The organism is Nostoc commune NIES-4072 (genome assembly GCF_003113895.1).
In the GTDB taxonomy this organism is placed as follows: domain Bacteria; phylum Cyanobacteriota; class Cyanobacteriia; order Cyanobacteriales; family Nostocaceae; genus Nostoc; species Nostoc commune.
On the sequence record NZ_BDUD01000001.1, the window covers coordinates 2,340,589 to 2,367,192 of the forward strand.

General features: G+C 41.0%; 15 protein-coding genes and 1 pseudogene. 6 read left to right on the plus strand and 10 right to left on the minus strand.

Features of this window, described 5'->3' with window-relative positions; all coding sequences use genetic code 11:
* Window positions 1-614: 614 nt before the first annotated feature.
* The 4 genes from CDC33_RS10390 to CDC33_RS10405 form a co-directional block, all read right to left on the minus strand.
* Entirely contained in the window at window positions 615-2,168 is a 1,554-nt protein-coding gene (locus tag CDC33_RS10390) for a serine/threonine-protein kinase (RefSeq protein ID WP_109008415.1), read from the minus strand.
* 1,037 nt (window positions 2,169-3,205) lie between these two features.
* On the minus strand, window positions 3,206-4,219 hold the full coding sequence (locus CDC33_RS10395; protein WP_109008416.1) for a glycosyltransferase family 2 protein: 1,014 nt from the start codon (window positions 4,217-4,219) through the stop codon (window positions 3,206-3,208).
* Window positions 4,220-4,436: 217 nt separating this feature from the next.
* Window positions 4,437-4,883: a hypothetical protein gene (locus CDC33_RS10400; protein ID WP_109008417.1), complete on the minus strand. Its 447-nt coding sequence runs from the start codon at window positions 4,881-4,883 to the stop codon at window positions 4,437-4,439.
* A gap of 149 nt (window positions 4,884-5,032) precedes the next feature.
* Window positions 5,033-6,274, minus strand: coding sequence for an anhydro-N-acetylmuramic acid kinase (locus tag CDC33_RS10405; RefSeq protein WP_109008418.1), 1,242 nt, complete (start codon window positions 6,272-6,274; stop codon window positions 5,033-5,035).
* A 586-nt stretch (window positions 6,275-6,860) separates the two neighbouring features.
* On the opposite strand from CDC33_RS10405, the gene CDC33_RS10410 reads away from it, so the two are divergent.
* The 3 genes and pseudogenes from CDC33_RS10410 to CDC33_RS10420 form a co-directional block, all read left to right on the plus strand.
* Complete coding sequence (locus tag CDC33_RS10410) at window positions 6,861-7,661, plus strand: Npun_F0296 family exosortase-dependent surface protein (RefSeq protein ID WP_109008419.1); 801 nt, start codon at window positions 6,861-6,863, stop codon at window positions 7,659-7,661.
* Window positions 7,662-7,990: 329 nt separating this feature from the next.
* Window positions 7,991-9,406, plus strand: a complete 1,416-nt coding sequence (locus CDC33_RS10415) for a folate/biopterin family MFS transporter (protein WP_109008420.1) — start codon at window positions 7,991-7,993, stop codon at window positions 9,404-9,406.
* 89 nt (window positions 9,407-9,495) lie between these two features.
* Window positions 9,496-10,326: pseudogene (locus tag CDC33_RS10420) on the plus strand (carotenoid oxygenase family protein); the annotation flags it as partial.
* Window positions 10,327-10,330: 4 nt separating this feature from the next.
* On the opposite strand, the gene CDC33_RS10425 reads toward CDC33_RS10420, so the two are convergent.
* From CDC33_RS10425 to kdpA, 4 genes are all read right to left on the minus strand, one after another.
* Window positions 10,331-11,515, minus strand: a complete 1,185-nt coding sequence (locus tag CDC33_RS10425) for a universal stress protein (RefSeq protein WP_109008421.1) — start codon at window positions 11,513-11,515, stop codon at window positions 10,331-10,333.
* Window positions 11,516-11,617: 102 nt separating this feature from the next.
* On the minus strand, window positions 11,618-12,208 hold the full coding sequence (kdpC, locus tag CDC33_RS10430) for a K(+)-transporting ATPase subunit C (protein WP_109008422.1): 591 nt from the start codon (window positions 12,206-12,208) through the stop codon (window positions 11,618-11,620).
* A gap of 43 nt (window positions 12,209-12,251) precedes the next feature.
* Entirely contained in the window at window positions 12,252-14,357 is a 2,106-nt protein-coding gene (gene kdpB / locus CDC33_RS10435) for a potassium-transporting ATPase subunit KdpB (protein ID WP_109008423.1), read from the minus strand.
* Between the two features lie 1,087 nt (window positions 14,358-15,444).
* Window positions 15,445-17,130 (minus strand): potassium-transporting ATPase subunit KdpA, encoded by a 1,686-nt coding sequence (kdpA, locus tag CDC33_RS10440; RefSeq protein ID WP_109008424.1) that lies wholly within the window; start codon window positions 17,128-17,130, stop codon window positions 15,445-15,447.
* Window positions 17,131-17,827: 697 nt separating this feature from the next.
* On the opposite strand from kdpA, the gene CDC33_RS10445 reads away from it, so the two are divergent.
* Window positions 17,828-18,931 carry a sensor histidine kinase gene (locus tag CDC33_RS10445; RefSeq protein WP_109008425.1) on the plus strand — a complete coding sequence of 368 codons (1,104 nt, stop codon included), beginning with the start codon at window positions 17,828-17,830 and terminating at the stop codon, window positions 18,929-18,931.
* 92 nt (window positions 18,932-19,023) lie between these two features.
* Window positions 19,024-19,698, plus strand: coding sequence for a response regulator transcription factor (locus CDC33_RS10450; protein ID WP_109008426.1), 675 nt, complete (start codon window positions 19,024-19,026; stop codon window positions 19,696-19,698).
* Between the two features lie 16 nt (window positions 19,699-19,714).
* On the opposite strand, the gene CDC33_RS10455 is transcribed toward CDC33_RS10450, so the two are convergent.
* The gene (locus tag CDC33_RS10455; RefSeq protein ID WP_109008427.1) at window positions 19,715-20,980 is read right to left on the minus strand and encodes a glycosyltransferase; all 1,266 of its coding nucleotides are present in this window, start codon (window positions 20,978-20,980) and stop codon (window positions 19,715-19,717) included.
* A gap of 536 nt (window positions 20,981-21,516) precedes the next feature.
* On the opposite strand from CDC33_RS10455, the gene CDC33_RS10465 reads away from it, so the two are divergent.
* Complete coding sequence (locus CDC33_RS10465; protein WP_109008429.1) at window positions 21,517-23,016, plus strand: lipopolysaccharide biosynthesis protein; 1,500 nt, start codon at window positions 21,517-21,519, stop codon at window positions 23,014-23,016.
* Window positions 23,017-23,221: 205 nt separating this feature from the next.
* Here CDC33_RS10465 and priA read toward each other — a convergent pair whose 3' ends face one another.
* The gene (priA, locus tag CDC33_RS10470; RefSeq protein ID WP_109008430.1) at window positions 23,222-25,897 is read right to left on the minus strand and encodes a primosomal protein N'; all 2,676 of its coding nucleotides are present in this window, start codon (window positions 25,895-25,897) and stop codon (window positions 23,222-23,224) included.
* Window positions 25,898-26,604 lie beyond the last annotated feature (707 nt).

Below are 26,604 nucleotides of genomic sequence, written 5' to 3' on the forward strand. Positions count from 1 at the left end.
CTCCTTCTCTTGCTTGGTTCCAAGGAGGAAAAGAGCTGGGGATGTCGGGGCGTCAACTTCGATAAACAATTCTCTAAATGTTGGACAAAAATTAAATTCCAAAAACTAACAAGGAGTAAACTTTTCGACGATACATCTGCTAGAGTCTAAACTTACTTTAATTTTGTAGTACAAATCTACTTTTGGCTTTAGACAGACTTCCTTTTGGTTCGTCTAGTGTGAGAATTAACCTGCGTAAATTTACAATCTCCCGGAATATATACACAGAAAGATTGAGAGAGAATTTAAATAGCCGTGATTTAGCAGCTAGTTTTTTCACTCTTTATACATATAACTAGAACTTACATCTTTATACATATTTTGTTTATAAAAGTTTACATTCTTCCAGAAACCACTTCTTGGTTACATAGAATACATGTAATATAATTGAGGAATTCAGGAGCAAAGCCGGAGACATTTCCGTTAGCTCCGGTCAGAATCAAGACGCGACGCTCGAATACTCGCTACCGCTTTGCTATCGCGGACTCGCTTTCCGCGTCGCTATCCGCAATTTCTATCAAAATTTATTCTTAATTCTGACTTCTGACTCCTGAATTCTGTTCGAGAAATTGTTCCTAGTTGGAAAGATCGTATGGAGAATCTGTATCAATACTTTGCAGTTTTAGGAGAATTTGAGGCTTAATCTTTTCATACTCACTTTTGAGTAAGCTTTTACTAATTTGCGAGTCGGCAGAAGAGATCAATGTGTTGCTCATTGCGAGCCACTCTTGCAGTCGTTGGCGTTGGGCAGAAGCGATGCTGGAATGTAGAATATGGGTACAGCGATTGGGTGTTTCTCGTGCAAAGAACAAGAGACGATAATAACCTGTCTGCTGTAGTAACCGGGCAATTTCTTGACCAAGACTGGTTTTGAGATCAAGGTAGTAAGGTAACCATTTAGCACCATGTTTGCGGTTGTAGATGACAGTAATCCATAGCAGCATGGGATGAGGAATAGAGATAAAAAGAAATTGGTTATAGCGGGTACAGAGTAAGCGCTTTTGAATTTCCTCTTGCGGTAGCATCACCCACAGAGCAGGTAAAAGCTCCCCATTGTTATTAATGGGCTGGGGAAACACAATATCGGCTAGTGGTTTATTTTGGGGCCAGGAAATGACACGAGCGATTTCATCGTTTGCCGAGGATACCCGCGAATCGCCTTTCGCCTTTTGTTCAAGCTCATTGCTGACTCTAGTCGCAGGAACTAGCGCCTGGATGTCTTGCTTAATTTTGCGTGTATGCTCAGGCTTTTCTAGAGATGCTAAAACCTTAAGGATTTCAGTGATATTTTGGGGGCGATCGCGTGGTACTTTAGCTAGACAACTCATTACCAAATTTTCGATTTCTTTTGGTAATTCTAATCCGGGCGCAACCTCAGCAAAAGAACGTGGTTTTTGATAGTGATGTGTTTTATACCATGCTCCAAAAGAGTGAGTTGGTGGCGTCAGTGGCATTTTACCTGTGAGCATCTCAAACATCATGACGCCCAAACTATAAATATCAGAACGATTGTCTAATTCCTTACCCTCCATCTGTTCGGGAGAAGAATAAGCCAATGTTCCCAAATAGAATTTTGTATGGTCGCCATCTGACTGTAATAATTTAGCAATACCAAAATCTAGAACCTTGACCAATTCTCCAAAACTGGGATCTTGAATCACCAGCATATTGCTTGGCTTAATATCGCGGTGAATAATTGGGCAAATATGGCCCTCAACTGGGATGCCATCATGAGCGCACTGTAACCCCAGGCTGAGTTGACGCGCCATACTCAAAAATCTTGGTAAAGGCAGCCCTTGTTTGCGAATAATATTGTTTAGGCTTTGTCCTTGTAGATATTCCATGACGTAGAAAGGGGTGTTATTGTCATCTACGCCATAGTCCATGACTCGGACAATGTGAATGCTTTTTTGCCCTAGTAAAGCACAGGTTTTTGCTTCTCGCTCAAAGCGGTCTTGCAATCGCATCTTTTCATTTTGGATTGATAGCGCCAGAAACTTAACCGCAACCGGTACACCTCCCAACAAAGTATCTTTAGCACGATAAACCCGACCCATTGCTCCAGTACCGATTAACTCCTGGAGTTGGTAGCGTTTGCTGAGTAAGCGACCAATGTTGGGGTCTGACATAGAGAATCTGAATCCAAAAGCAGGTTGTAAGTGTTTAGAAAAAAAAGTGCATTCAAACTGAATATTTGATTATTGCGCCTATAAATGACTTTCCAGGCTGATACTGCAAGGCGGAAGTCAAAAGGAGCCATTGCGCTCTTGCGGTGCCAACTTATACCCCTACGGGGAAGCAATCTATGCTTTTAGCATTCCCGTAGGGTAGCAATTGGCTCTCATTAAAGTCAAAAAAATTGTATTTTAAGCTCTTGCGCCATTTGGAATGATATATTTATTCCCGCGCTTGCTGTACTAGCTTTTTTCAGTCCTCTTTTAGAAGATTGAAAGCATGATCTAGCTGTTTGCAACCGATGCGGTTATTACAACTGGTGCAACATGTAAGATCAAACAAGTAGAAAGGGTAGATTTGTAATGACGTTTTGTACCATTTTACACTTTCATTGTGGTGTAATTTTAGTTTGCCCAATTTTGACTAAATAGATAACTCTAGGATCTACCAAAAAATTTAATTAGGTAGTACCACACTCACCACAAAGTTCTAATAACTCAGTAATGAGTCTGGAGTTTTGAATATCAATAAAGTCTTCAGAGACGACATGAAGCCGTGCTGGGCAGATTTTATAAGCTCCAAACCCTTATACCTTGTAAATAATGCTCTAGCTTATTAGGATTTATGACTGTTGTTTTGTACGTGAATTCGACGGCTCATATAGTGTCTGCCTAATTAGGCTAGCTCAAAAGACCTCTAAGAAGTTTTACTACCCAAAACCGTCCCTATCCCACCGAGATAGGGACGACTTAAACTAAAATTCAAGGTAGGGAAAGGTTCGTCAGACTCAGGTTATTTCAGTAAGCAATGGCCTACAACTAAAGTTTTGCTTAATTTAGTACTTTCCTCCTACCTCCAGCAAGGCTGTCCTCTGCGTTTATTTTGTAAGTAGGGATAATTAAAAATACTTATTACCTTAGCAAGTTTTTGACCTTCAGGCTGATTCAGACTACGTAAGAAGGAATTATTTACTGAGACAAATATGAGACTACTAATTGCTAGTTTTTCGTTCTCTCTGTATGTTATAAGAAATGTCAAAAACTGATTTATTACCCATTACATAGTATTGAATTCGACGTTCTATAATATTGTTCAATCGGGAAATAAAATCATAAAAGAAGTACGGATTTTTAGCCATTTCTGTCAATGCTTTTAACCATTTTCCTTCCTTGAGAGGCTCTACAACTTGAAGGTAAGCTAGATGTTTTTTATAGACCGAATTATTATAAGACATAGCACGCATTAAAGCGGGATTTTTTTTCACAGCTTCTTGTTGCATGAAAGAATTACTAGCATTCAAATATTGATTTAGACGTGATAATTGGCTTTTATGTACAAGAGAGCCGGGGCGTGAGCGGTAGTAATAATAGGGTTTTGGCTCAAGGAAAAACCGTGCTCCTTTGATTAAGCATTTCATATCAATCCAAAAATCTTGACCCATCCTGATGGCATCATCGTACTCGATGCCGTGCTTAACCAGAAATTCTCGTTTGAATAAAGGCTTACTTATACCAAGATGCAATCCTGGTTGTCCATAGACATCAGTTTCTACAAAATAAACGATATCAATTTGGAAAATTTTATCTATACTTTCTTCACTTTCTTGAATCAATGTACTCCAAGGAGATGTTTCGCCATCGTTGATTAAATAAAGATCGTCAGCAATCATGTCTGCATTTCTTTCGTTTGCCAATGATACAAGTTTTTCCAATCTTTCAGGAGCATACCAATCATCTGAATCAAGTACAGCAATCCATTCTCCTTGGGCTGCTTTAAGGGCACGATTACGCGCAGCAGCAGCCCCAAGGTTTTGTTGATTAACTATTACTTTGATACGTGGGTCAGTAAAACTTTTAGCGACTTCTACAGTTTTATCAGTTGAAGCATCATCGACTATGATAACTTCAATATCTGTGAGCGTTTGCTCTAAGACTGACTCTATTGCCTTGGCAAGATAAGCTTCAGTATTGTAAGCAGGGATAATTACAGAGACTTTAGGATTCATGAAACTGGACTCCAGACTACACGGTTCGGTAAAAATACTAAAAGTCTAAAGATAATTTGATAATTTCTTATTTAGTATACAACTCAGTAGGTCAGTGAGAATAAACGATAATTCCTTGAGGTCAGGGATGAGATATCGGACTTTGAAGAAGCAGAAGCAGTAGATTGGGATTGTTTGAGCGCCAAGCTTCCAGCCTAGACGGACAGCAGCGCTACCTTTAGGTTGACTGACGCTCTAGGCTAACTTCCATTGTGTTAGTTAAAAAATGGCCAGCCATAATGCCACTACTGAGGTAATATTTATCTTCCGAAATTCGGTGCAGGGTTTCAAAGCCACTACGACGCTGACGATCGCCTATTACCCAGTAACGCTGCACAATTGTATCTAAACCAATCCACCCTTCACCTTCAATCTGCCCCAAAGTATTATGCTGGAGTAAAAAAGTATACTGACGCTCTCCCTCATGCAGCCGCCCCTTGTATTGTAGAGAGATTTCTGAGCGATCGCTACCAGGAAATATCAGTTTTGTAGCCATAGTAAACCAGTTATCTCGATTCCAAGCTACCAAGGTCATACCCTTGACACTGATTGGCATACCATTACGTTCCAACCAATTTCCTTGCATTGTCCAGCGTCCTGGTTCCAATAAAAAAGTATGAGCCACCTTCTATATTCCCTATTCCCTGTCTTGATCGAGTGCCGCCAAGACTACAGTTATAGCAGTGCTAAGTTGCCTTAGCGATAGCGGGGTGTTGAGCCAGTGGAGAATGAAGAAATTTTTGATCTTGTTTATCGTTCCTGTCTCAGTACTGATTACTGACTTTGGTGAATTTCTCCCAAAAGCACTTCTTGAGGTGCCCCAGTCGCAGTAGGTAGGTTGCCAGGAATACCCAAATGTCGCCAGTAAGCTAAAACTGCAAAGGCGATCGCTTCTTTAAAATCTGCACTTAAACCAACTTCATCTGTAGTCAAGACTGGTATTGATGGTAACAACAACTCTAATCGACGTTTCAAATAAAGATTGCGACTACCACCGCCACATAATAGTACTCTTTGTGGCATTTCCGGCAAAAAAGTTCGGTAACTATGAACAATTGAAGCAGCTGTAAATTCGGTGAGAGTTGCCAGTAACTCGGCAGCACTGAGTTGGTATGCTTGGGCATCTTTTAAACACTCATGCAGGTAAGCTACACCAAATAACTCTCGACCAGTGGATTTAGGCGGCGGCAGATGAAAATAGTCTTGGTTGAGCCATTCTTCTACCAATGGATCGCAAGGAGTACCACTCGCTGCCCAATTGCCATTTTCATCGTAAGTTTTATCACCAGCGCTTAAATGCTCCACCGCCAGATCCAACAGACTATTTCCTGGGCCAGTATCCCAAGCGCGAATTTTTGAGAGCCAGTCACCATGCCGAGGCGGAATATAAGCAACATTACCAATACCACCAATGTTTTGAATACACCGCCCTTCTTCAGGATGACTGAGTAAATAGGCATCTACTCTAGGCACGAGAGGCGCACCATGACCACCAATAGCAATATCAGCAACCCGAAAGTTGCTCACCGTTGTAATGCCCGTAATATAGGTAATTAATTCACCTCGCCCTAGTTGGAGACTGTAACCTAGTAGGGAGTGAGCAGAGACGCGATTAATCGCGTCTGTACTAAGGAGTGGGGAGTTGGGAGTGGTTGTGTTTCCTATTCTCCTATCCGCAGGTGGTCGGTGATAAACTGTTTGACCGTGGGAGCCAATGAGAGTGGCTGGCTGATGACCAATTTGAATATTTTGGGCGGCTTGGGCAAAGACTTGAGCGATCGCATCATCTATTTCTGCCAATTCTGCCATTGAGATGGCAACGCCTGCACCAACTGCCAAGATTCTTTCTCTGAGTTCGATTGGATAAGGATATGTTGCTCCGGCTAACAACTCAATTTTGAGATCCAATTCTGTACCGGAAATCTCTACCAACGCAGCGTCTATACCATCTACAGATGTGCCACTAATTAAACCGATAACGCGAGTAGAGACAGCAGCTTCTTCAGTTGGATGCATTGATCAAGACTCTTTTGTTGCAAGAGGTAGTTTAATTCATGTTACTACCTATGTCAAAAAAGCTTAGGTGGCATAGTTGACTGGAGAAAGACAAATTGTTAGCGAAGGGTTGAGAGGCAACCGACAGCTACCCGTCAAAGAAAGTGGTATTTCTTTGAACCAGAAAGAAGAATTAAATTTATTACTTTAAATAAAAACCAAGATAATCTTGAGCGTAAGGTTGAAAAACTATTCAGCCAAGGGATATGCACAGGTTTTCAAGAAATTGGCATAACATAATGCCTCATGCCTTCTTTACCTAGAACCCTAAAAATATGAACTGCCTGCGAATCACAAAATGGCACTTTTTATAAATAAAGTTTGTTTATAATTTACCACTGATAACTTCGTGCTTTCTACATAAAGCGATAAATATTACAGAATCTAGTATCAGTATTTTTATTTAAATTCAGTCCAATAATTTACATTGTCATCTAAGTAAAATCAAATAAAAAAAGTAGTAATCCCTCTGATGTTGGAATTTAGAACCACATCGCACAATGAGGCATGAACACGAAAGATTTTAAAAACAAGAGGGATTTGTAAAATGAAAAGTCTTTTAATTAAGTCCGCGATCGCTTCTAGTGTCGTTTTGTCTTTGGCTACTGTTACCCGTCCTGTAATGGCTACGTCTTTTACGATATCAATAGAAGACCCAACCTTACAAACTGCAAATTCCTCAAATCTTGTTAATGCTCGTGTACAAGATTTTGATGCACTAACACAAGGTTACACTGCAACAGGCTTTACATGGACTGATTCAGGAACAACTATTGGTAGCTATAAGAATACTCTGATCGAGAATGTAGACCAATATGGTGGCGCTAATGGAACAGGCAAATATTTTGATGTAAACACGGGTAGAGGTAGTAAGGAAACAGTTTCCACCCTTAATTTGACAACCGCACAAAAGTACTTTGGACTTTGGTGGTCTGCGGGAGACGCTAATAACGTAATGACATTTCTTTCACAAGGTAAAGTTGTACAAACTATGACCACTGCTGATGTGGTTAGTTATATCGCCAAGCTACCAAATAAAGCCAGCTATTACAGTAATCCTAATTCGCCATACAAAGGTCAAAATTCTGGAGAACCCTATGCGTTTATCAACTTCTATGATGTTGACGGAACTTTTGATCAGGTTCAATTCACCAATGTCGGCGGCACAGGTTTTGAATCAGATAATCACACAGTCGCTACTGACTACAAGAGTATTACCGGTAATGTAGTTGTTAAAGCCGTTCCTGAGTCTTCTTCTGTATTAGGAGTTTTTGTGATTGGTTTTGTGGGTGCTACTTCAGTTCTGACTCGTCAAGTCAAGAAAAAGTCAGCTTTGCAATTGTTATAAGTAGATGCCCAAGCCAGGAAGCCTCCCTTCTGACTTGGCTACAAAACTAGGCCCCACCTTCGCATAGCCTGCTTACAGCAGGATTTCAAAACTTCCGACACAATTGAATATTAAATACAAGTTAGGGCGAACTTACTTCCGGTAGGTTCGCCCTAATCCTTTGATTTCGGATTGTTATACAAATACCTTGGTAAGGGTACAATGCTTATCGGTGTCAAATTGAGCAATGAAAAATGGAATTTGCGGAATTTACGGACACATAAACAAAGCCCACTTCTAAAGAATCGATATGATAGAAAAGTAGATAAAACTTAAAAAATATTTATCGAATGGTGCTTCAATCATCTGGCTTGGCCAAGGTCAAAGACTCATTAACACAAAAAATCTTCTTGGGTAATGAACCTAATGCAGAGTTAATTGCAATTCTCACCGTTTATTTTGTCCAAGGAATTTTAGGATTATCGCGTCTAGCCGTGAGCTTTTTCCTCAAAGATGAACTGCTGCTGAGTCCCGTCGAGGTGTCGGCGCTGTTGGGAATTGTCTTCCTACCTTGGATGATCAAGCCGGTGTTTGGTTTCATCTCTGATGGCTTGCCTATATTTGGCTATCGGCGGCGTCCTTATTTGATTTTATCGGGAATACTGGGAACTGCATCTTGGGCGAGTCTGGCCACAATAGTTCATACTAGCTGGGCAGCTACATTAGCGATCGCTCTTGGTTCTCTTAGTGTCGCCATGAGTGATGTCATAGTTGACTCGCTGGTTGTGGAACGAGCTAGAGGCGAATCCCAAGCAAAAGCCGGTTCATTACAATCTTTGTGCTGGGGTGCTTCTGCGATCGGAGGTTTGATAACAGCATACTTTAGTGGTCTGCTGCTTCAATACTTTACTACCCGTACTGTCTTTGGAATAACCGCCTTATTCCCTCTCATCGTCTCAGGGGTAGCTTGGTTAATTGCTGAGTCCCCTGTTAGTAAAGATGCTGAAGATATCAATCAGACCAACCCTTTACCAATCAAACATCAACTGAGCCAGCTACGCCAAGCCATTAGCCAAAAAAGTATTTGGCTACCAACTGCGTTTATCTTCATCTGGCAAGCTACCCCAAATGCTGACTCAGCCTTTTTCTACTTCGCTACCAACGAACTCCACTTTGAACCAGAATTTCTGGGGCGGGTGCATTTGGTGACAAGTTTCGCTTCTTTAGCAGGCGTTTGGATTTTTCAACGTTTCCTCAAAAGCATCCCTTTTCGGGTGATTTTTGCTTGGAGTACCGTCCTTTCGTCAATTTTGGGGATGACGATGCTGTTGTTAGTGACTCACACAAACAGGCGATTAGGTATAGATGATCACTGGTTTAGTTTGGGTGATAGCCTGATTCTCACTGTGATGGGGAAAATTGCCTTTATGCAAGTGATGGTGCTAACAGCAAGGCTTTGTCCCCCTGGTGTGGAAGCAACATTATTTGCCTTGTTAATGTCGGTGTTTAATTCAGCAGGAACGGTTTCCCATGCATTCGGGGCATTAATCACCTATTGGCTGGGCATCACTGCAACAAACTTTGAATCACTTTGGCTATTGGTGCTAATTACTAATCTCAGCACGCTGTTACCCCTACCATTTATCAACTGGCTACCGGCTGCTGAGGAAGAAACTGAGACATCCAAAGATGGGGAACAAGCGTTTTTGCCAGATTTGATGTCTGAGTTGGTACTGAGAGAACCAGAGTCGAAAATAATCGAATAGTGGAATAAATTTAACGCAAATTCAAGCCATTGCGCTGCCTTGCCGTGGTAGCAACTGGCGTAGTAAAGCTGCGAAAAAACTATTAGCGTATCAGGCAGCACGCTCATAGTGTTCCAGGTTTCTGTTTCATTCACGATTTTGTGATTACTCCCAATTACTGCATCTTCTTTCAAAATCCTGTCACTTTTAATCCCATACCTTTCGCTTTGGGAATACGTGCGGCGGGAGAATGTATCAAATTTCAACCACATCAGCCAACTCAAATCATAATTATTCCCCGCTTCCCCAAAGAAGGGCAAGAAGAGATAAAATTTTTGGAAACTCAGTCTGGTTTTGTCTTCCACCATGTTAATGCTTTTGAGGTAGGAGACGAAGTTTTGATTGACTCCATTTGCTACCAAGATTTACCCGAAGTGGAACCCAAAAGCGATTTTCGACAAGTTGATTTTGAAGCTTCTTCACCTGGGCAACTTTGGCGATTTAATCTGAATCTAAAGGATGGGACAGTCGGGCGGGAATTGATTGAGAGCCGATGTTGTGAATTTCCCACTATACATCCGGCGAATGTGGGACGCCCTTATCGATATTTATATATAGGTGCGGCTCATGCAGAAACTGGTAATGCTCCCTTACAAGCATTGTTGAAAATTGATTTAGAGTCTCTTGAAAGACAAATTTGGAGTGCTGCACCCCGTGGTTTTGTCGGTGAACCGATTTTTGTCCCGCGCCCAGGTTCTCTTAAGGAAGATGATGGTTGGGTATTAGCTTTGGTTTATGATGTTGCCCATCACCGTTCAGATTTGGTAATTTTGGATGCTAGTGATTTCTCTAAAGGAGTAATTGCTCGCCTACATCTCAAGCATCATATCCCCTATGGTTTGCATGGAAGCTTTACTTCTGAGGTTTTTGGGGAAATTTGATCGCCTATTTGGGTGAAACCATTTTTTCGCTAGCAATGATATGCAAATCTATATTTTTGAGCAAGCGCACTAATTTTTGCGTCAAAGATCCTTTGAGGAGCATTTGCCAACGCGATCGCTGACTCTCTCCGATTACAATTTGGGTGATCCGATATTTTTCGGCGACTTGAGCGATCGCATTCGCTACATTACTGCTGGTAACACGAATAAAAGTACCTTCAAATTCATTACAGAGTTTCTCACAAGTGTGAATGTGTAAGCTTTCTTCCTTAGTAAGGAAGCGTTCTGGATCGGCAACGAACAAGGTATAAAGCGGCGCATTCATGTAGTTAGCCAGCCTCGCACCCCGGCGTAACAGCTGCACTGAGTTGGGATATGTAGATATACACACCAAAACCCGCTCGTGAATATTACAAAATTGCCCATTGGGGGTAGTAGCGATTGCATTTTCTTCTACGTTGTCTGCTACTTCCCGCAAAGCCAATTCCCGCAAAGCAATCAGGTTACGGCGTTGGAAAAAATTATCGAGGGATTGTTGGATTTTTTCTGGTGCGTAAATCTTGCCTTCTAATAACCGTTCTTGCAATGTTTCCGGCGTGACATCTATTACCACTATTTCATCTGCTTCATCCAGAATCCTGTCAGGAACACGCTCACGGACTACCACGCCTGTAATTCTAGCTACTAAGTCATTGAGACTTTCCAAATGTTGGACATTCATTGTGGAGTAGACATCAATACCTGCTGCCAAAACTACTTCTACATCTTCGTAACGTTTTTCGCGTGGAGAACCAGGGACGTTGGTATGAGCAAGTTCATCGATTAGGACTAATTGGGGCGTAGACGCAAAGCGGCTTGTCGCCAGACATCGCTTTAAAATCGCATCTGTATCCATATCCGTTAGCGTCAACTCACCGTGAGGATATTCCTTACGAGGTATAATTTCCAGTCCCTCTGCCTTCTCAGCTGTGTCCTTGCGTCCGTGGGTTTCTAAAAGTCCAACAACGACATCTATTCCTTCCTGTTTAAGCGCTTGTCCTTCTTCCAGCATCCGGTAGGTTTTGCCGACTCCAGGAGCCATGCCAATAAATATTTTATGCTTACCCCGCCGCCGTCCTGGATAAAGCGAATAACTTGCAGAATTCAAAGGTACAGTGCCAGTTGAACCAGTATTACTTTTATCTGACATTTGAAAATAGGAAATAGGGAATAGGGATTGGGGGAGATGAAGGGACAAGGAAAATAATCGATGCCCAATGATAAATGACAAATGACAAATTTACTGATTTTATTAACGACTAAAATCTTGCAAGTCAAGAGCATAATTCAATCGGAGAACATTAACTCCCGGTTCGCCAAAAATCCATAAAAATCTGCCATCAGTATGCCTATTAATTAAAGGTAGGATCTCATCTTCTTTTACTCCTCGCGCACTAGCAACTCGCGGCAATTGCTCCCGTGCTGCTTTCAAGGAAATATGCGGATCTAAACCAGAACCAGAGGTATAAATCATATCAGCAATCGGTTGAATATTTTCGTCTCGCAATTGATTTGCCTGTTCTAAAATCCGGTTGAGTAGTTCTGGATTGCTAGCAGCAAGATTGCTGGCTCCAGAGATGCCAGTTGGCTTGGCTTTTTTGCCTTGGCTATATCTAACAGTACTGGGACGAGAATGGAAATATTGATCAGACGTGAACAACTGACCAATCAAAGTCGAACCAATTGGTTCATAATTTTGATTCAGCTGGATGCTGCCATTAGCTTGGCCGGGTAAAAAAACTTGCCCGACTACAAGGATTATCAGAGGATAGATGATTGCAGTCAACAACCAAAGCATTAGAGTTATGAAAATTGCTCTGATAGTTTCTCGAATAATAGCCATAAAATTTTTCCAATTGCTGCTAATATTTTATTTTTTACTGTCTTTAAGCCAAGCCCACAATTGTAATCAGTAAATCTATTAATTTAATGGCGATAAACGGCGCAATCAGCCCACCTAAACCATAAATTAAGATATTGCGTTGTAGTAGCTGATTCGCTGTCAACGGCCTAAACCGTACACCTTTCAATGCCAACGGAATCAAAGCGGGAATAATCAAAGCATTATAAATCAGTGCTGATAAAACAGCAGAATTAGGGCTAGTTAAATTCATAATATTCAAGCTTTGCAAATTAGCCGTGACAAATATCACTGGGATAATCGCAAAGTATTTAGCAATATCATTAGCGATAGAAAATATCGTCAATGCCCCGCGAGTAATCAATAGTTGTTTGCCAATGCTAATTATATCGATCAGTTTTGTGGGATCGGAGTCCAAATCTACCATGTTGGCGGCTTCTTTGGCAGCTTGCGTACCTGTATTCATTGCAATGCCGACGTTCGCTTGGGCTAATGCTAGGGCATCATTAGTTCCATCTCCTGTCATGGCAACTAATTTACCTGCTGTTTGTTCTTTCTTAATGACACTGATTTTGTCTTCTGGTGTGGCTTCGGCGATGAAGTCATCAACTCCAGCTTCTTTGGCAATGACAGAAGCTGTAATCTGGTTGTCTCCAGTTACCATAATGGTATCCACTCCCATCCGTCGCAGTGCAAGAAAGCGATCGCGGATACCAGGTTTAACTATATCTTTGAGATAAATAACCCCATAGATTTCGTTATCTAGGCTAACTGCTAGAGGTGTACCTCCCAAGCGAGAAACTCGTTCGTAGGTAGCATCCAATTCTGGTGTATCGCGTCCGTTGCGGGAACGAACAAATCCTTTGATGGCTTCTACTGCTCCCTTTCTCGCCTCATACCCACCAGGCAAGTTTGTACCACTCATCCGTGTTTTGGCAGAAAAATCAACTGCTTCTGCCTGGTTGAAGTCGAAATCAAACCTTGCGCCTAACTTTTCTGCCAGTCGCACAATAGATTTACCTTCTGGCGTATTGTCAAAGACACTAGCCGCCCAGGCAACATTAGCAATTTCTGACATTGAATGACCGTTGATGGGAATAAACTCTTCCGCCAAACGGTTGCCGAGGGTAATTGTACCTGTTTTATCGAGAACTAAAGTGTTGACATCTCCACAAGCTTCGACTGCTCGTCCTGAAGTGGCAATAACGTTAAATTGGGCAACTCGATCCATCCCAGCAATGCCGATGGTACTTAGTAAGCCGCCAATGGTTGTAGGAATTAATGCTACTAATAGGGCAATCAAAATTGGCACGCTGACTGGACTGTTGACATAGTAAGCAAGTGCAGGCAGAGTTACCACGACTAACAAAAACATTAAGCTAAGAACTGCAAGCAATACTGTCAAGGCAATTTCATTAGGTGTTTTGCTGCGTTCTGCCCCTTCTACTAAGGCAATCATCCGGTCAATAAAGCCTTTACCTGGGTCATTAGTGATGCGAATAATTAGCTCATCTGAGATAATCCGCGTTCCACCAGTGACGGAACTGGCAACGTCGGAACCTGATTCTTTTAATACTGGTGCGGATTCTCCAGTAATTGCCGATTCATCCACTGAGGCGACACCCATGATTACCTCGCCATCGGCGGGAATGATATCGCCAGCAATGACGTAGATGTTATCGCCCTGTTTAAGGCTGGTGGATGAAACTTCATTAATTGTGCCGTCGGCAGCAATTTTTTTAGCGATCGTCTTTGATCTTGTTAATCGCAAGGCATTGGCTTGGGCTTTACCCCGCCCTTGGGCAATTGCTTCGGCAAAATTGGCAAACCAAACTGTAAAGAATAAAATCCCCGATAACAAGCCGTTGAAAACTTGCGGGTTCTTTTGGAGGGCTGGGCCAAATAGGTTGGGATCAATTGTTAGCAATAGGATGATGATTGTCCCTACCCAAACCACAAACATCACTGGATTTTTGATTGCATACTTAGGGTTGAGCTTGACAAAAGCATCTTTCATTGCCCTTAAGTACAGCCACTTATTACTTGTTTTGGCCTTTTTACGTCCTTGGCGGCGATCGCCAGAACGAGGATTTGGCCGTCTAGCTTTGAAGTTAGTTGCCACTTGATTTATGAATAAAGTTAGAAATAGAGACGCGATTAATCGCGTTTGTACAAGAGTTAGAAATAGAGACGCGATTAATTGCGTCTGTACAAGAGTTAGGAGTAGAGACGCGATTAATTGCGTCTGTACAAGAGTTAGGAGTAGAGACGCGATTAATCGCGTCTGTACAAGAGTTAGGAGTTAGGAGTATAGGAATCCGGTTTGATTTATGAAAATATCCGTAGGATGTGTTAGCACAGAGAGTACGGCATCAAACCCTTGATAATAGTGCGTTACGAACTCCGTTCTAACACACTCTACAACACCTAATTTCGTTCAAAAATCAAATAGTAATCCTATAGGAGTAGCGCTATCAAGGTGGGCGTTGCTGAATTGAAGTATGAATCTGGATGTAGAGACGTAGCTTTTCTTCGTCTCTACAAGGATTTTGGTATTATGCAAAATCATTTTCATACATGGAATCAGCAACGCCTCAAGGTGAGTTTTGTTTTCATAACTAGCTTCTGAACTCGGCACTTGAGCCTTTGAACTCGGAAGTTGAGCCTCTGAACTCGGAATTTTCAAAATTCTAAAAGAACAAGTGAAGATTTTGTTTGAATGAATATGAAATTTAAGCTACATATCACCTTGACAGGGCTAGAGTTAGGAATTATTACAATACTGCTCGGTTAAGTTTAAAAAAGCACGGTAGGTTGGGTTGCAATACTTTTCGGTTAAGGGGGAAAAGGGAAAGGGAAAAGTTTGAATTCACCTTTCCCCCAAACTCAGTAACCTTTTCCCAGACCAAAAGAGAGATTGTTAGGCTTATCCGAAAAGTATTGAGTTGGGTTGAGGAACGTAGCAAGATCCCGCAGGGTAAACCAAGATTTTTAGGGCTTTGTTGGGTTGAAAGAAACCTAACCTAGAAATCTTCTTAACTGAGAAGTATTGGGAGTTATTAAGAACTTCCAATAAAAAACAGATCCAATCTGTAGAATGCGTTACGCGTAGGCGTAGCCCGTCGTAGACATCGCTAACACGCCCTACGAAACGGCATAATTTATTTTTTAGTATTCTCGTTATATTCCAAACTTATAACTCATAACTCATAAATTTTCTAACTGCCAGATGCTAATTTCATACCCTCGGCTATGGGGCCTAAAGCCAGAACGGGAAAGAAAGTCAATACTCCCAAAACCAATGTCACTCCAGCAGTGATACCAGTAAATACTAGAGAATCCGTTCTTAAAGTACCAGGGGTTTCAGGAACTGGTTGTTTGCCAGACATGCCGTCAGCTAACAAGAGGATGGCAATTATCGGAATGTAGCGTCCTCCAATTAAGCTAACTATTGTACTCAAGTTCCACCAGATGCTGTTATCCTTCAACCCTTCTAAGCCGGAGCCATTATTTGCTGCTGCTGAGGCATATTCATAAACTACTTGAGAAATACCGTGATAGCCACTGTTGCTAATTCCAGATAGAGAGATGGGATAAGCCAAGGCGATCGCACTGGGAATCAAAATTAGAATTGGGTGAATCAACAGCACGACGCCAGCCAGGACGATTTCTCGCTTTTCAATTTTGCGTCCTAAAAATTCTGGGGTGCGCCCTGCCATTAGTCCGGTTAAGAATACTGTGAGAATTAAGTAAATAAATAGATAAGCTGTTCCAGTTCCCTGGCCACCCCAGATAACTTGAATAAATAAGTTGAAGAGTGTCGAGAATATTCCTTGCGGCATTAAAGAATCGTGCATTCCATTCACAGCACCAGACATAGTAGCGGTAGTCATAACTGCCCAAAATGCCGTTTGTGCCCAGCCAAATCGAACTTCTTTCCCCTCTAAATTGGGCTGTTCTAATCCAAAGGCGTTATTAACAAGGGGATTACCTTGCAGTTCTCCTACGGCTGCTACTCCCACCAGAACTACAAAAATCACAAACACCATCCAGAAAAGTAGCCAAGCTTGCTTGATGTTGTTAGCAAATATACCGTAAGTGTAAATCAAGGCTGCTGGTATAGAAATCATGGCGATCATTTCTATCAAGTTAGAAGCACCATTAGGATTTTCAAAAGGATGGGCTGAGTTTACGCCAAAAAAGCCTCCGCCGTTGTCGCCCAAAAGTTTGATCATTTCAAAGGATGCTACCGGGCCTCTGGCAATATATTGCGTTCCACCTTCTAAGGTTCTCAGAACTAAAGTCTCTTTTAATGTTTGTGGTACACCTGTTACAAGTAAGGCGATCGCTCCAATAATCGAAATCGGCAGCAAAATTCGCGTAATTCCACGCACAAGATCGACGTAAAAGTTTCCCAACTTTCTACCCGTCAACCCGCGAATAAAAGCAATTCCCACGGCTAACCCGGTGGCTGCGGAGGTGAACATCAAAAAGCCTAAAGCCGCTACCTGGCTAAAATAGCTTAAAGTTGTCTCACCGACATAGTGTTGCTGGTCGGTATTGGTCACAAAGGAAATGGTTGTGTGTAATAATACATCCCATTTGATAGCACCGAAGCCGTTAGGATTCCAGGGCAAGAGTCTCTGAAAATATATCAGGAAATACACTGAAATACCCATGAGCAAATTACTAAAAATTACTGCCCGGATATACTGCAAACCCGTCATATCATCTTTCCTGCGGACACCTGCTAGTACGAACATACTTCGCTCTATCGGGTTCATTAAAAAATCAAGCAGTGTTCTTTCTCCCAAGAAGACACGCGCTATGTATTTACCCAGTAACGGAGTGATTGCTATGACAATACACAGCGTTAAGCCAATTTGCAAAAAACCTTGTCCCATATATTTCGCGCTCAATTAAATTTAAGTGCTAGCAAGCCAATTTTTAGAAATAACAGATTAACTGTTGAGGTATTTGATTTCGAGAGATTTGGTGATATCTCATGTCACCGTCATTTTTAAATCTAGATTTAGTATTTTCAGTTATTACTATCCAGATATTTATTAATTTTCTTGTTAAGAATATTTAATTTTTTATGATTAATTCATCTATCTTGCTAGTTAGGATTATTTGTTTATACAATACATTATCGAAGTTTGCTACTTTCAAAGAATATAAATATTCCAGAGAATTTTAGTAAAGGGATTACGGTTTGGGGAGGTTGTGATAAATACTCCATCGTTTTTGGTTAACTACTTAGCCCCCAATCTTCAGTTACCCAAAGCTATTTCATTCTCACCTAGCCCAACTCAGAATGAATTCTGAGTCTAATAGCGAAAGTCGTCTTTAGACGACTGAAAAAAGGTTATAGCCCGTTTGAACGGACTTTAGCTATAAGAGAGGTTTAGTTCTGGGCGGTTTATGTCTAGAACGAAATAGCCCTATTAGTCCGCAGTCGCGGTTTTTACATCTGGACAATCAGAATTTTTGGGTTAATGGTCAAGTTAACATTTGCAGATATAGATTGCAGATAAATCATAATCGCTGAATTAAATAATTGTAAAGATTGTAGGATAACGATTTTTTAGTAAATGAGAAATGAAGATATTAAATCGATTAGTGGCTACGAAAGAAGCTATAAACGAGCGTAGGGAGACTTATGGGCTAATAGCGATCGCCTTTGCGATCGTGATCAGCTTGGAATATTTAACACCACCTGAGTACGTATTTGGCTATCTCTACACAGGAACTATTTTGTTAGCAGATTCACGATTGAATCGGGGTGCTGTGTTGGGAATCACTTTTGCAGCTACAGGATTAACATTATTGAATTTGTTTGTTCCCGGAGGAGAAATGATTAATTCTCCAACGTTGGCAAATAGGCTGATTGCAGTTTTGGCGTTGGTGGTAACGGGTTGGTTAAGCGACCGCAACCACCGCAATGAAGAAGCGATCGCTTATACGCAAGCACAATTACGCTCCCAAGAACAACTAGCTACCATGCGTGAAGATTTTGTTTCCACCCTAACCCATGATTTGAAAACACCCCTATTAGGAGCAATTGAAACGCTGAAATATTTGCAAAATGAGCAATTTGGTGAAATCACGCCAATGCAAGCAAAAGTCTTACAAACAATGGCTCGTAGTCATCGGAGTACACTGCAATTAGTCCAAACGCTTTTAGATGTATACCGCAATGATGCCGAAGGGCTGAAACTACAGTTATCACCTGTTAATTTGGCAACTGTGGCACAGGAGGTAATCGCCACCCTGACTGAACTAGCCAAAACACGCCAGGTTTATATTTCTCTCCACTATGGCGAATCAGATTTTCGCAGCTTTCTTTGGGTAAACGGCGATCCTTTGCAACTGGGGCGAGTCTTTACCAATCTCCTGAGTAATGGTATAAACCATACCCCTCGTGGCGGTAAAGTAGAAGTAGTACTTGAAAGTTATTCTAGCGATCAAGTAGTCAAAATACTTGATACTGGTTCCGGCATTACCGAAGAAGAGTTACCCTACTTGTTTGAAAGATTTTATCAAGGACATAGCGATCGCCACGTCTGTGGATCTGGACTAGGGCTTTATTTAACCAGGCAAATTATTACCGCTCATGGGGGTACAATTTGGGCAGAGAATCGCTCACCACGAGGCGCACTTTTTGGTTTCCGCCTCCCTGCTTGTCCACCACCGGGGAGATGAGGGGCAGGGGGAGCAGTGGGAGCAAGGGAAGCAGGGGAGAATAATAACTCCTGACCAATGACAAATGACAAATGACAAATGACCAATGACAAATGACAAAAATCTTACTCGTTGAAGATGATGAATTGTTTCGCCTTGGTCTGCGGATGCGGTTGCAACAAGAAACCACTTTGGAGATTGTTGCAGAGGCAGAAGATGGGGAACAAGCTGTAGAATTAGCAAATCGCTATCCCCTGGATTTGGTCTTGCTGGATATAGGTTTACCGGGGATTGGCGGAATAGAGGCTTGTCGCCAAATCAAGCAGAAGCACCCAAATTTACCAATTCTTGTTTTAACCTCTCGTTCTGAAAAACCCCTGATTTCGCGGTTAATTGCCGCCGGGGCCCAAGGTTACTGCCTCAAAGGTATTCTGGCTGAGTCTCTAATATTAGCAGTGCGATCGGTTGCAGCAGGGGCTTCTTGGTGGGATCAAACGGCAACAACAGAAATTAGAGCAGCTTTTGAGGGCAATTCTACTGTGGTGCTGCCTGCAAAAACTGAGGAATCCTTAGAAAATCCCCTAACCAAGCGGGAGCAAGAAATTTTGGCACTCGTAGCAACTGGCAAAAGCAATCAAGAAATTGCTGAAGTTCTCTACATTGCCCCTGGTACAGTGCGGGTTCATGTCCATACTATTTTACAGAAACTAGAAGTACGCGATCGCACTCAAGCCGCAGTTTTAGCGATCCAAAAAGGATTAGTAGCACCAGAATTGTTGATTAATTAGAAATTTTCCCGCCGACTTACTTATATCTTAGAAGATTCTGATTGGATATCATTTTATAAATTTCAATTAATTTGTCATTTAACATACTAATATCGTAGTTTTTTTCCACAAATGACCGACCTGCTAAACCCATAATTGACCAAGTTTCTGGATGCTCGACTAAATAACTCAATTTGTCAGCTAAAGCGTTCACATCCTTTTCAGGAACTAAAAAACCTGATTTCCCATCCAGCACACCATCAGGAATCCCATTGTGCAATGTAGATAATACTGGTAATCCCATAGCTTGCGCCTCTTGTAAAACTAGCGCTTGTCCCTCTTTATCTCCATCAGAGGCAATTACACTTGACAGAATAAAAATGTGAGAATCAGCATAAATTTGGCGGATTTCATCTTGTGTCTTCCATCCTAAAAATTTAACTTCATTTGTAATTTTAAGTTGGCTGGTTAGCTTTTCTAGTGATTTACGAAGTTCACCCTCACCAACTATTTTATATTCAATATTGGAATATTTTTTTAACACCTTGGCTACTGCCCTAATTGAATATTCAATACCTTTTTTCTCAACTAATCTTGCAACTGTGATAATTTTTATAGTTTCCTTAGAGCGAAGTACTTTTTTTTGGAAATTATACTGTGATATCTCAATACCTACAGGAAGCCTAAAAATCTTATTTGGTGAGCAACCTAACTCTATAGCCTGGTTACCTGTAAAAGTTGTATTAACAATGTACATATCTCCAAGTTCAAGAATATGTTTATACTTTTCCACATATTTTCTCATATAATTTTTATTTACATCATAACCATGAAAAGTTGTAATTACTCCTCCTTTAATTACACCTAGTTCTCGCAATATTAGAGCTTTGATACCATTAGGAGCAAAATGACAATGAATAATGTCATATACTGGATGTTTCTCTAAAAGGGGAATAGTTGCATAGAATAAGGTTAATGATGTAGACATTTTCCGATACTGGAAAATATTAAGGGTACTTAATAGAAGCAGGAAGTTTTGCCAATTATTCCTTTTGATTAAGTGAGAAATTAATAAACTAAACGCCTTGACAATTCTCCAAAGGTAATTCTTAGGTTCTCCTAAATAGAATGTATGCTCCAAAATATTATACTTTACTACATTTGAGTGTATTTTGACAGTATCAGCAATTCGTTCAGCATAAATATCAACTTCATACCCACGCTCCAATAGGTCTATTATCTGATTCAAGATAAAAGTTTCTGATAAAACTGGAAACTGGCTAACTATGAAGGCTATTTTCATAATAGACTTACCTGAAATTTTCCAAAATATTTGTTTGTAGCTTATAAGATGATCTAGTTATTTCTATAGTTATTTCTATTTTGCTTGTATGATATTCCAATAGAAATGGCTCTCCTGCTAATCCTGCTTTAAATCTTTTCCATGTCATTTCCAGGTTTTTTAATATTCGTTTTACTTTAGCTTGATTAACTGAAACCCCTATTTTTACGTTCGTTTTCAAAACTTTGTGGTTTACTGATATTGATACTTGCAGATAAAGGTGACATATCTATGACAAATTTATGGTGCAAATGTGACGAGATGGATTATCGGTTTTAAACAACCACAGCAAAAAATTTTATTGAAAAATCTAGTAGCGACTACTTATTGTATTAGCTTTACTTATGAAAGTACACCAGGGCAAATGCATCATGTCAACAAAAAGTTAAAATCGCCTTTTCCATATTTCGTAAAAAGTCAGATTAAATAATACACTTTAAATAATATAGTTTTTGAAATAAAAATAAGTTGAAGCCAGGCACTACTTTAGCAGATTTATGAAAAATTTCTCTTCTAATAAAAAACAGGACAATTATTTTAATACAGAGCACCTCAAAGGAGACCTTAAAGGTCGTTCTGTTCGTGGTGGTGTAGTGACTATGGGTGCCCAAGCTTTTAAGTTTAGCTTGAACTTAATATCTAACGTAGTGTTAGCTAGATTACTGACACCACAGGATTACGGATTGATAGGTATGGTAACTGCGGTTATTGGGTTTGTCAGTCTATTCAAAGACTTGGGGTTGTCGATGGCAACCGTTCAAAAGGAAGAGATTAATCATGAGCAAGTCAGTACCTTATTTTGGCTGAACGTAGCACTTAGTGTATTTACTTCACTCGTTGCTTTAGCACTCGCACCAGGAATTGCTTGGTTTTATCACGAACCCCGTTTGATTTGGATTACTCTGGCGCTGCTATCTGGATTCATATTTAGCGGGTTAGGTGTTCAGCACAATGCCTTGCTCAATCGTCAGATGCACTACAAGGCATTGATGTTCAATGATGTTATCGCTATGTTATTTGGGGTCATAGCTGCAATAAGTGCAGCCTTATGTGGACTTGGCTACTGGTCACTGGTGATTTTACCACTTGTTTCAGGATTAGTCAACACTATCGGACTCTGGATAGCCTGCACTTGGCGTCCTAGCGCACCTGCTTGGCAATCAGGAATAGGCTCAATGCTGGCTTTTGGAGGACATCTTACTGGTTTCTCAACTATTAATTACTTTGCGCGAAATCTTGATAATGTTCTTATCGGAAAATTCTGGGGCGCTCAACAATTAGGTTTATACGCTAAAGCCTATCAATTGTTACTTCTGCCAATTAATCAGATTAATGCACCAATTACTGCGGTAGCGATTCCAGGTCTGAGTAGATTGCAACACGAACCACAAAAATTTCGCCACTATTACCTTAAAGCTATTTCAATGATTGCTTTTCTTACCATGCCAACTATTACTTTTATGATAGTGGCTTCAGAAGAGATCATTGTATTTCTTCTTGGTTCCCAATGGCGGGATGCTAGCACAATCTTTCGATTGTTAAGCATATCCGCATTAGTTCAACCTATTTGCAATACTACAGGTTGGCTATATATAGCTAGAGGCAGAAGTGATTATATGTTCAAATGGGGTTTATTCTCTTCTTCCTGGCTCGTAATATCATTTTTTATCGGTTTGCCACATCAAGCATTTGGAGTTGCTTTGTCTTATGCCATAGCGATGCTTTTACAGGCAGTTCCTTGCATATATTTCGCAACACGAGGCACATCAATCACTATTCTTGATGTCTTGCAAGTAATCAAAGAAATATTCACATCATCTGTAGTAGCAAGTCTAGTAGTATTAGGCATAAAAATTAGTATTGGAAATAGTCTACCATTATGGGCAACAGTAATTATCTATTCTGTTGTAATGAGTGTAGTATATTTTTGGTTATTGTTTTATATATTTAAGATGAAAAATTATTATTTAAACTTATTAAAGGAATTAAAAAAATAATATTTTAAGAGACTTGAGTAAGAAGAAGTGAGGAGGGGACTATGATGTACCTCATGGAAACAGTGCTGAGTACCTAGTTGTGAGTGCTGAGTAAAAAAGCAATAATTGCACTCAGCACTCGTGAAGTGACTAGCAAACGTTATAGTCTAAGCATATCCTGTTTATTTAGATAAATAAGATTTCTCAATATTTTACCCCGATAAAATCACATAATATTTAATGGATCTACATCAATAGTTAAACTCACAGATGAAGGACAAAGCGATCGCACTTCTTCCCAATCTGGCAATTGTGGTAATGCATCGGGGGCAAATTTAATCAATATCTGCCAACGATAACGATTAGCTACCCGCAAAATACTTGCTGGTGCTGGGCCTAATACCTCAATTTCTTCTTCTGTACTCAAGGTTGTGGCAATTATTTGGGCGGTATTTTGCACTTGAATGGGATCGAGACTACTTAAGCGCAATAAAATTAACCGCCCATAAGGAGGATAATTGAGCGCTTGGCGTTGTTCTAATTCAGCTTGCGAGAAAGAGTGATAATCGTGCGATCGCACTGCTGCAATTACCTGATGTTCTGTAGTATAAGTTTGTACAATTACCCTCCCCGGATCATCGCCTCTACCAGCACGTCCAGCTACTTGAGTTAACGTTTGAAATGCCCGTTCACTGGCGCGATAATCTGATAAATTTAACAATCCATCGGCGGCGACAACGCCCACAAGCGTCACTTGGGGTAAATCCAATCCTTTGGTGAGCATTTGCGTACCTACTAATAAATCTGCTTCGCCGTTGGCAAATTGGGTGAGTAGGGTACGGTGTGAGCCTTTGTTACGAGTGGTATCGCTATCAAAACGAATCAAGCGTAATTCTGGGAACTGTCGCGCTAGTTCTTGCGTTACTCGTTGAGTACCGCTACCGAAAAATTTTAGATAAGGGGAACTACAATCAGGGCAAAATTTGGGGTGCGATCGCGCATAGTTACAATAATGGCAGCGCAATAATTCCGGCGCTTTTTCTTCGGTGTGGTGATACGCTAACGACACATCACAGTAGGGACATTCCAACACATATCCACAACTACGGCAAGATACAAAAGTACTGTGTCCCCGCCGATGAATAAATAAAATTCCCTGTTGTTTTCTCTCTTGCAATTCTTGCAAAGCTTCTTGCAACGATCTACTAAATATAGAACGATTTCCCTGCTGCAACTCTTGCCGCATATCTACTATTTCCACCGGCGGTAGAGGGCGTGAGTTGATCCGTTCGGGCAAACTTAAATAATGAGTGTTGAGTGAAGAGTTAGGAGTTAGGAGTGAGGAGTTATGAGTTATAAATTCTCCCTCTGCTCCCCTGTCCCCCTGCCCCCCTGCCCCCCTGCCCCCCTGCTCCCCCTGCTCCCCTGCTACCCCTGCCCCCTGCCTCCCCACCCTTACCCAACTCTCCAACGAGGGCGTAGCGGAACCCAACACCAAGGGGCAATTTTCTAATTCGGCTCGCCACTGAGCGACGGTACGGGCGTGGTAGGTGGGTATGGGTGAGTCTTGCTTAAAGCTGCTATCGTGTTCTTCATCTAAAATAATTAAACCCAGGTTGGGCAAAGGGGCGAAAACTGCACTGCGCGTACCAATGACAACTTGAGGTTCTCCTGTGAGCATTTGTCGCCAAGTGTCGTAACGTTCACCATCGGAGAGGGCGCTGTGATAAACGCTGACTTTATTACCAAAACGGGCGCGAAAACGATCGGTTAGCTGAGGTGTGAGTCCAATTTCTGGGACTAAAACAAGGGCGGATTTGCCTTGGTTGAGTAAAGGAGCGATCGCTTGCAAATATACTTCTGTTTTTCCTGAACCTGTCACCCCATGCAATAAAACTTCAGCAAACCCATCTAGTGTTTGGATTGTTTCTAAGGCGCTAGCTTGGGCTGTATTTAATGACTTTGGTTGATCTTGAGCTAATGCTGGGCCTTGTTCCCTTCGCAATACTTCCCGTTCTTCGATGACGATGTAACCCTTTTGTGTCAACGTCTTGAGGATAGAAGAACTAGCATTACAAATTTGTAGTAGTTCATTTTGCCATAACTCGCCATTATGCCGCCGCAGCACTTCCAAAATCTCTCTTTGGCGAGTAGTTAATTCGTGGTCAATTGTACCTGTAAGCGTGACTGCTTTTTGCAACTTTGGTCGAGTTAGTCGCGGTGGTTCTAAGTAACTTTCTACTAAACCAAATCGCAGCAATTCCCGAATTCCCCGATAGGCAGATTTAACTTTTTGTTGCAAGTAAACAAAACTGTAGTCTCCCGTCGGTTGCGTTTGTAAAAGTTCCCAAACTTGCCGCGCAGTAGGAGTCAAAAAAGCTAAAGGATCAGAAGATGCCAGCAAATAACTACTTCCCCCTGCCCCCAGCTCCCTGCTCCCTGCTCCCTGCTCCCTGCCCCCTGCCCCCCTGCCTCCAACAAGGCGGATACGACGCTGCGATCGCCCCAGTAACCCTGGCGGTAGAGCAACCCGGATTACTTGAATTAGGGGCGTATAGTAATATGCAGCGACTCGATTGAGTAATTCCCAATAAGCACTTGGGAAAAATCCAACGCTGACTATATCTTCTACTTCCCGGATTTTTTCTGGTGGTAAATCGACATTTGGTTGTGCCAGTAACCGAATAGCGATCGCTCCTAATTGTTGTGCCCCAAATGGCACGCTCAAAATATCCCCTGGTTTTATTTCTAACTGGGCTGGCAATCGATAAGTAAATAGTCCTGTACTTCCTGGACAGTCTACCAATACTTCAACCCACCTATTAACAGTTATACCTGACTGGTATGATTGACTAGGTTCAGATACTAATAAAGGAGATAATTTTACGTCATTAATATACATAGTTTCTGAATTTATAATTAGATATTCCCCTCATATAGCTGGTCAAAAATAACCTAGCTTAATTAAGTCTAATTTTTTATTTTGTTAGACTTAAATGGTATTTCCCAATACTGTTATCCTTCATAATACTTGATAAGTTTCCTCTTATGTAATCTACTAGACAAATTCGTATCAACTGTACATGCAATAAATATTTGGTACCCACTATACAAATAAAAGCATGTCAGCCCTTCCTACAACAGTTGCTCCATCTACTAAATAGGGAGTAGCCTTTTTCCGCCTATCGATAGATATTCAACCCTTTCTGTATATGAGATGCTTTTATACAAATAAGAATATCTTGAAATTAAGCTGCCATTATTATAATTTCTCTCGTCGGGGTAAATTTAAATCAGGAATGCATAACTACAGCACCAAGTTCTTGATTTATCGAGTGATTTCCAAAGGATAAACATTAAAAATATTTATAAAAATATATGAAAGTTTAAGATATTTGGATGGTTAGCTGAGAATTCTATGTTTGTTAAGGTTGAGAAAGTTTGAGGGGGTTTGACATATTTGGTAATTAAGAAAAAAATGAAGAATATAATCTGTTAGGAGCCTGAGAAGAAAGTTTTGTTGGGTGCGAAGGCCAGTTTAGTTATAGGTTGTATCTAACTGTAACGTATATGTGTTAGGTAAATGCCGATTTTCATTCCTGAAGAAAA

Bases quoted from the DNA above. Each gene is read 5' to 3' on its own strand.
- kdpC (WP_109008422.1), bottom strand. From the start codon at position 12,208: ATGGCTATTATTCGAGAAACTATCAGAGCAATTTTCATAACTCTAATG.
- CDC33_RS10425 (WP_109008421.1), bottom strand. From the start codon at position 11,515: ATGTCAGATAAAAGTAATACTGGTTCAACTGGCACTGTACCTTTGAAT.
- CDC33_RS10410 (WP_109008419.1), top strand. From the start codon at position 6,861: ATGAAAAGTCTTTTAATTAAGTCCGCGATCGCTTCTAGTGTCGTTTTG.
- CDC33_RS10450 (WP_109008426.1), top strand. From the start codon at position 19,024: ATGACAAAAATCTTACTCGTTGAAGATGATGAATTGTTTCGCCTTGGT.
- CDC33_RS10390 (WP_109008415.1), bottom strand. From the start codon at position 2,168: ATGTCAGACCCCAACATTGGTCGCTTACTCAGCAAACGCTACCAACTC.
- CDC33_RS10405 (WP_109008418.1), bottom strand. From the start codon at position 6,274: ATGCATCCAACTGAAGAAGCTGCTGTCTCTACTCGCGTTATCGGTTTA.
- CDC33_RS10455 (WP_109008427.1), bottom strand. From the start codon at position 20,980: ATGAAAATAGCCTTCATAGTTAGCCAGTTTCCAGTTTTATCAGAAACT.
- CDC33_RS10465 (WP_109008429.1), top strand. From the start codon at position 21,517: ATGAAAAATTTCTCTTCTAATAAAAAACAGGACAATTATTTTAATACA.
- CDC33_RS10445 (WP_109008425.1), top strand. From the start codon at position 17,828: ATGAAGATATTAAATCGATTAGTGGCTACGAAAGAAGCTATAAACGAG.
- kdpA (WP_109008424.1), bottom strand. From the start codon at position 17,130: ATGGGACAAGGTTTTTTGCAAATTGGCTTAACGCTGTGTATTGTCATA.
- priA (WP_109008430.1), bottom strand. From the start codon at position 25,897: ATGTATATTAATGACGTAAAATTATCTCCTTTATTAGTATCTGAACCT.
- CDC33_RS10395 (WP_109008416.1), bottom strand. From the start codon at position 4,219: ATGAATCCTAAAGTCTCTGTAATTATCCCTGCTTACAATACTGAAGCT.
- CDC33_RS10415 (WP_109008420.1), top strand. From the start codon at position 7,991: ATGGTGCTTCAATCATCTGGCTTGGCCAAGGTCAAAGACTCATTAACA.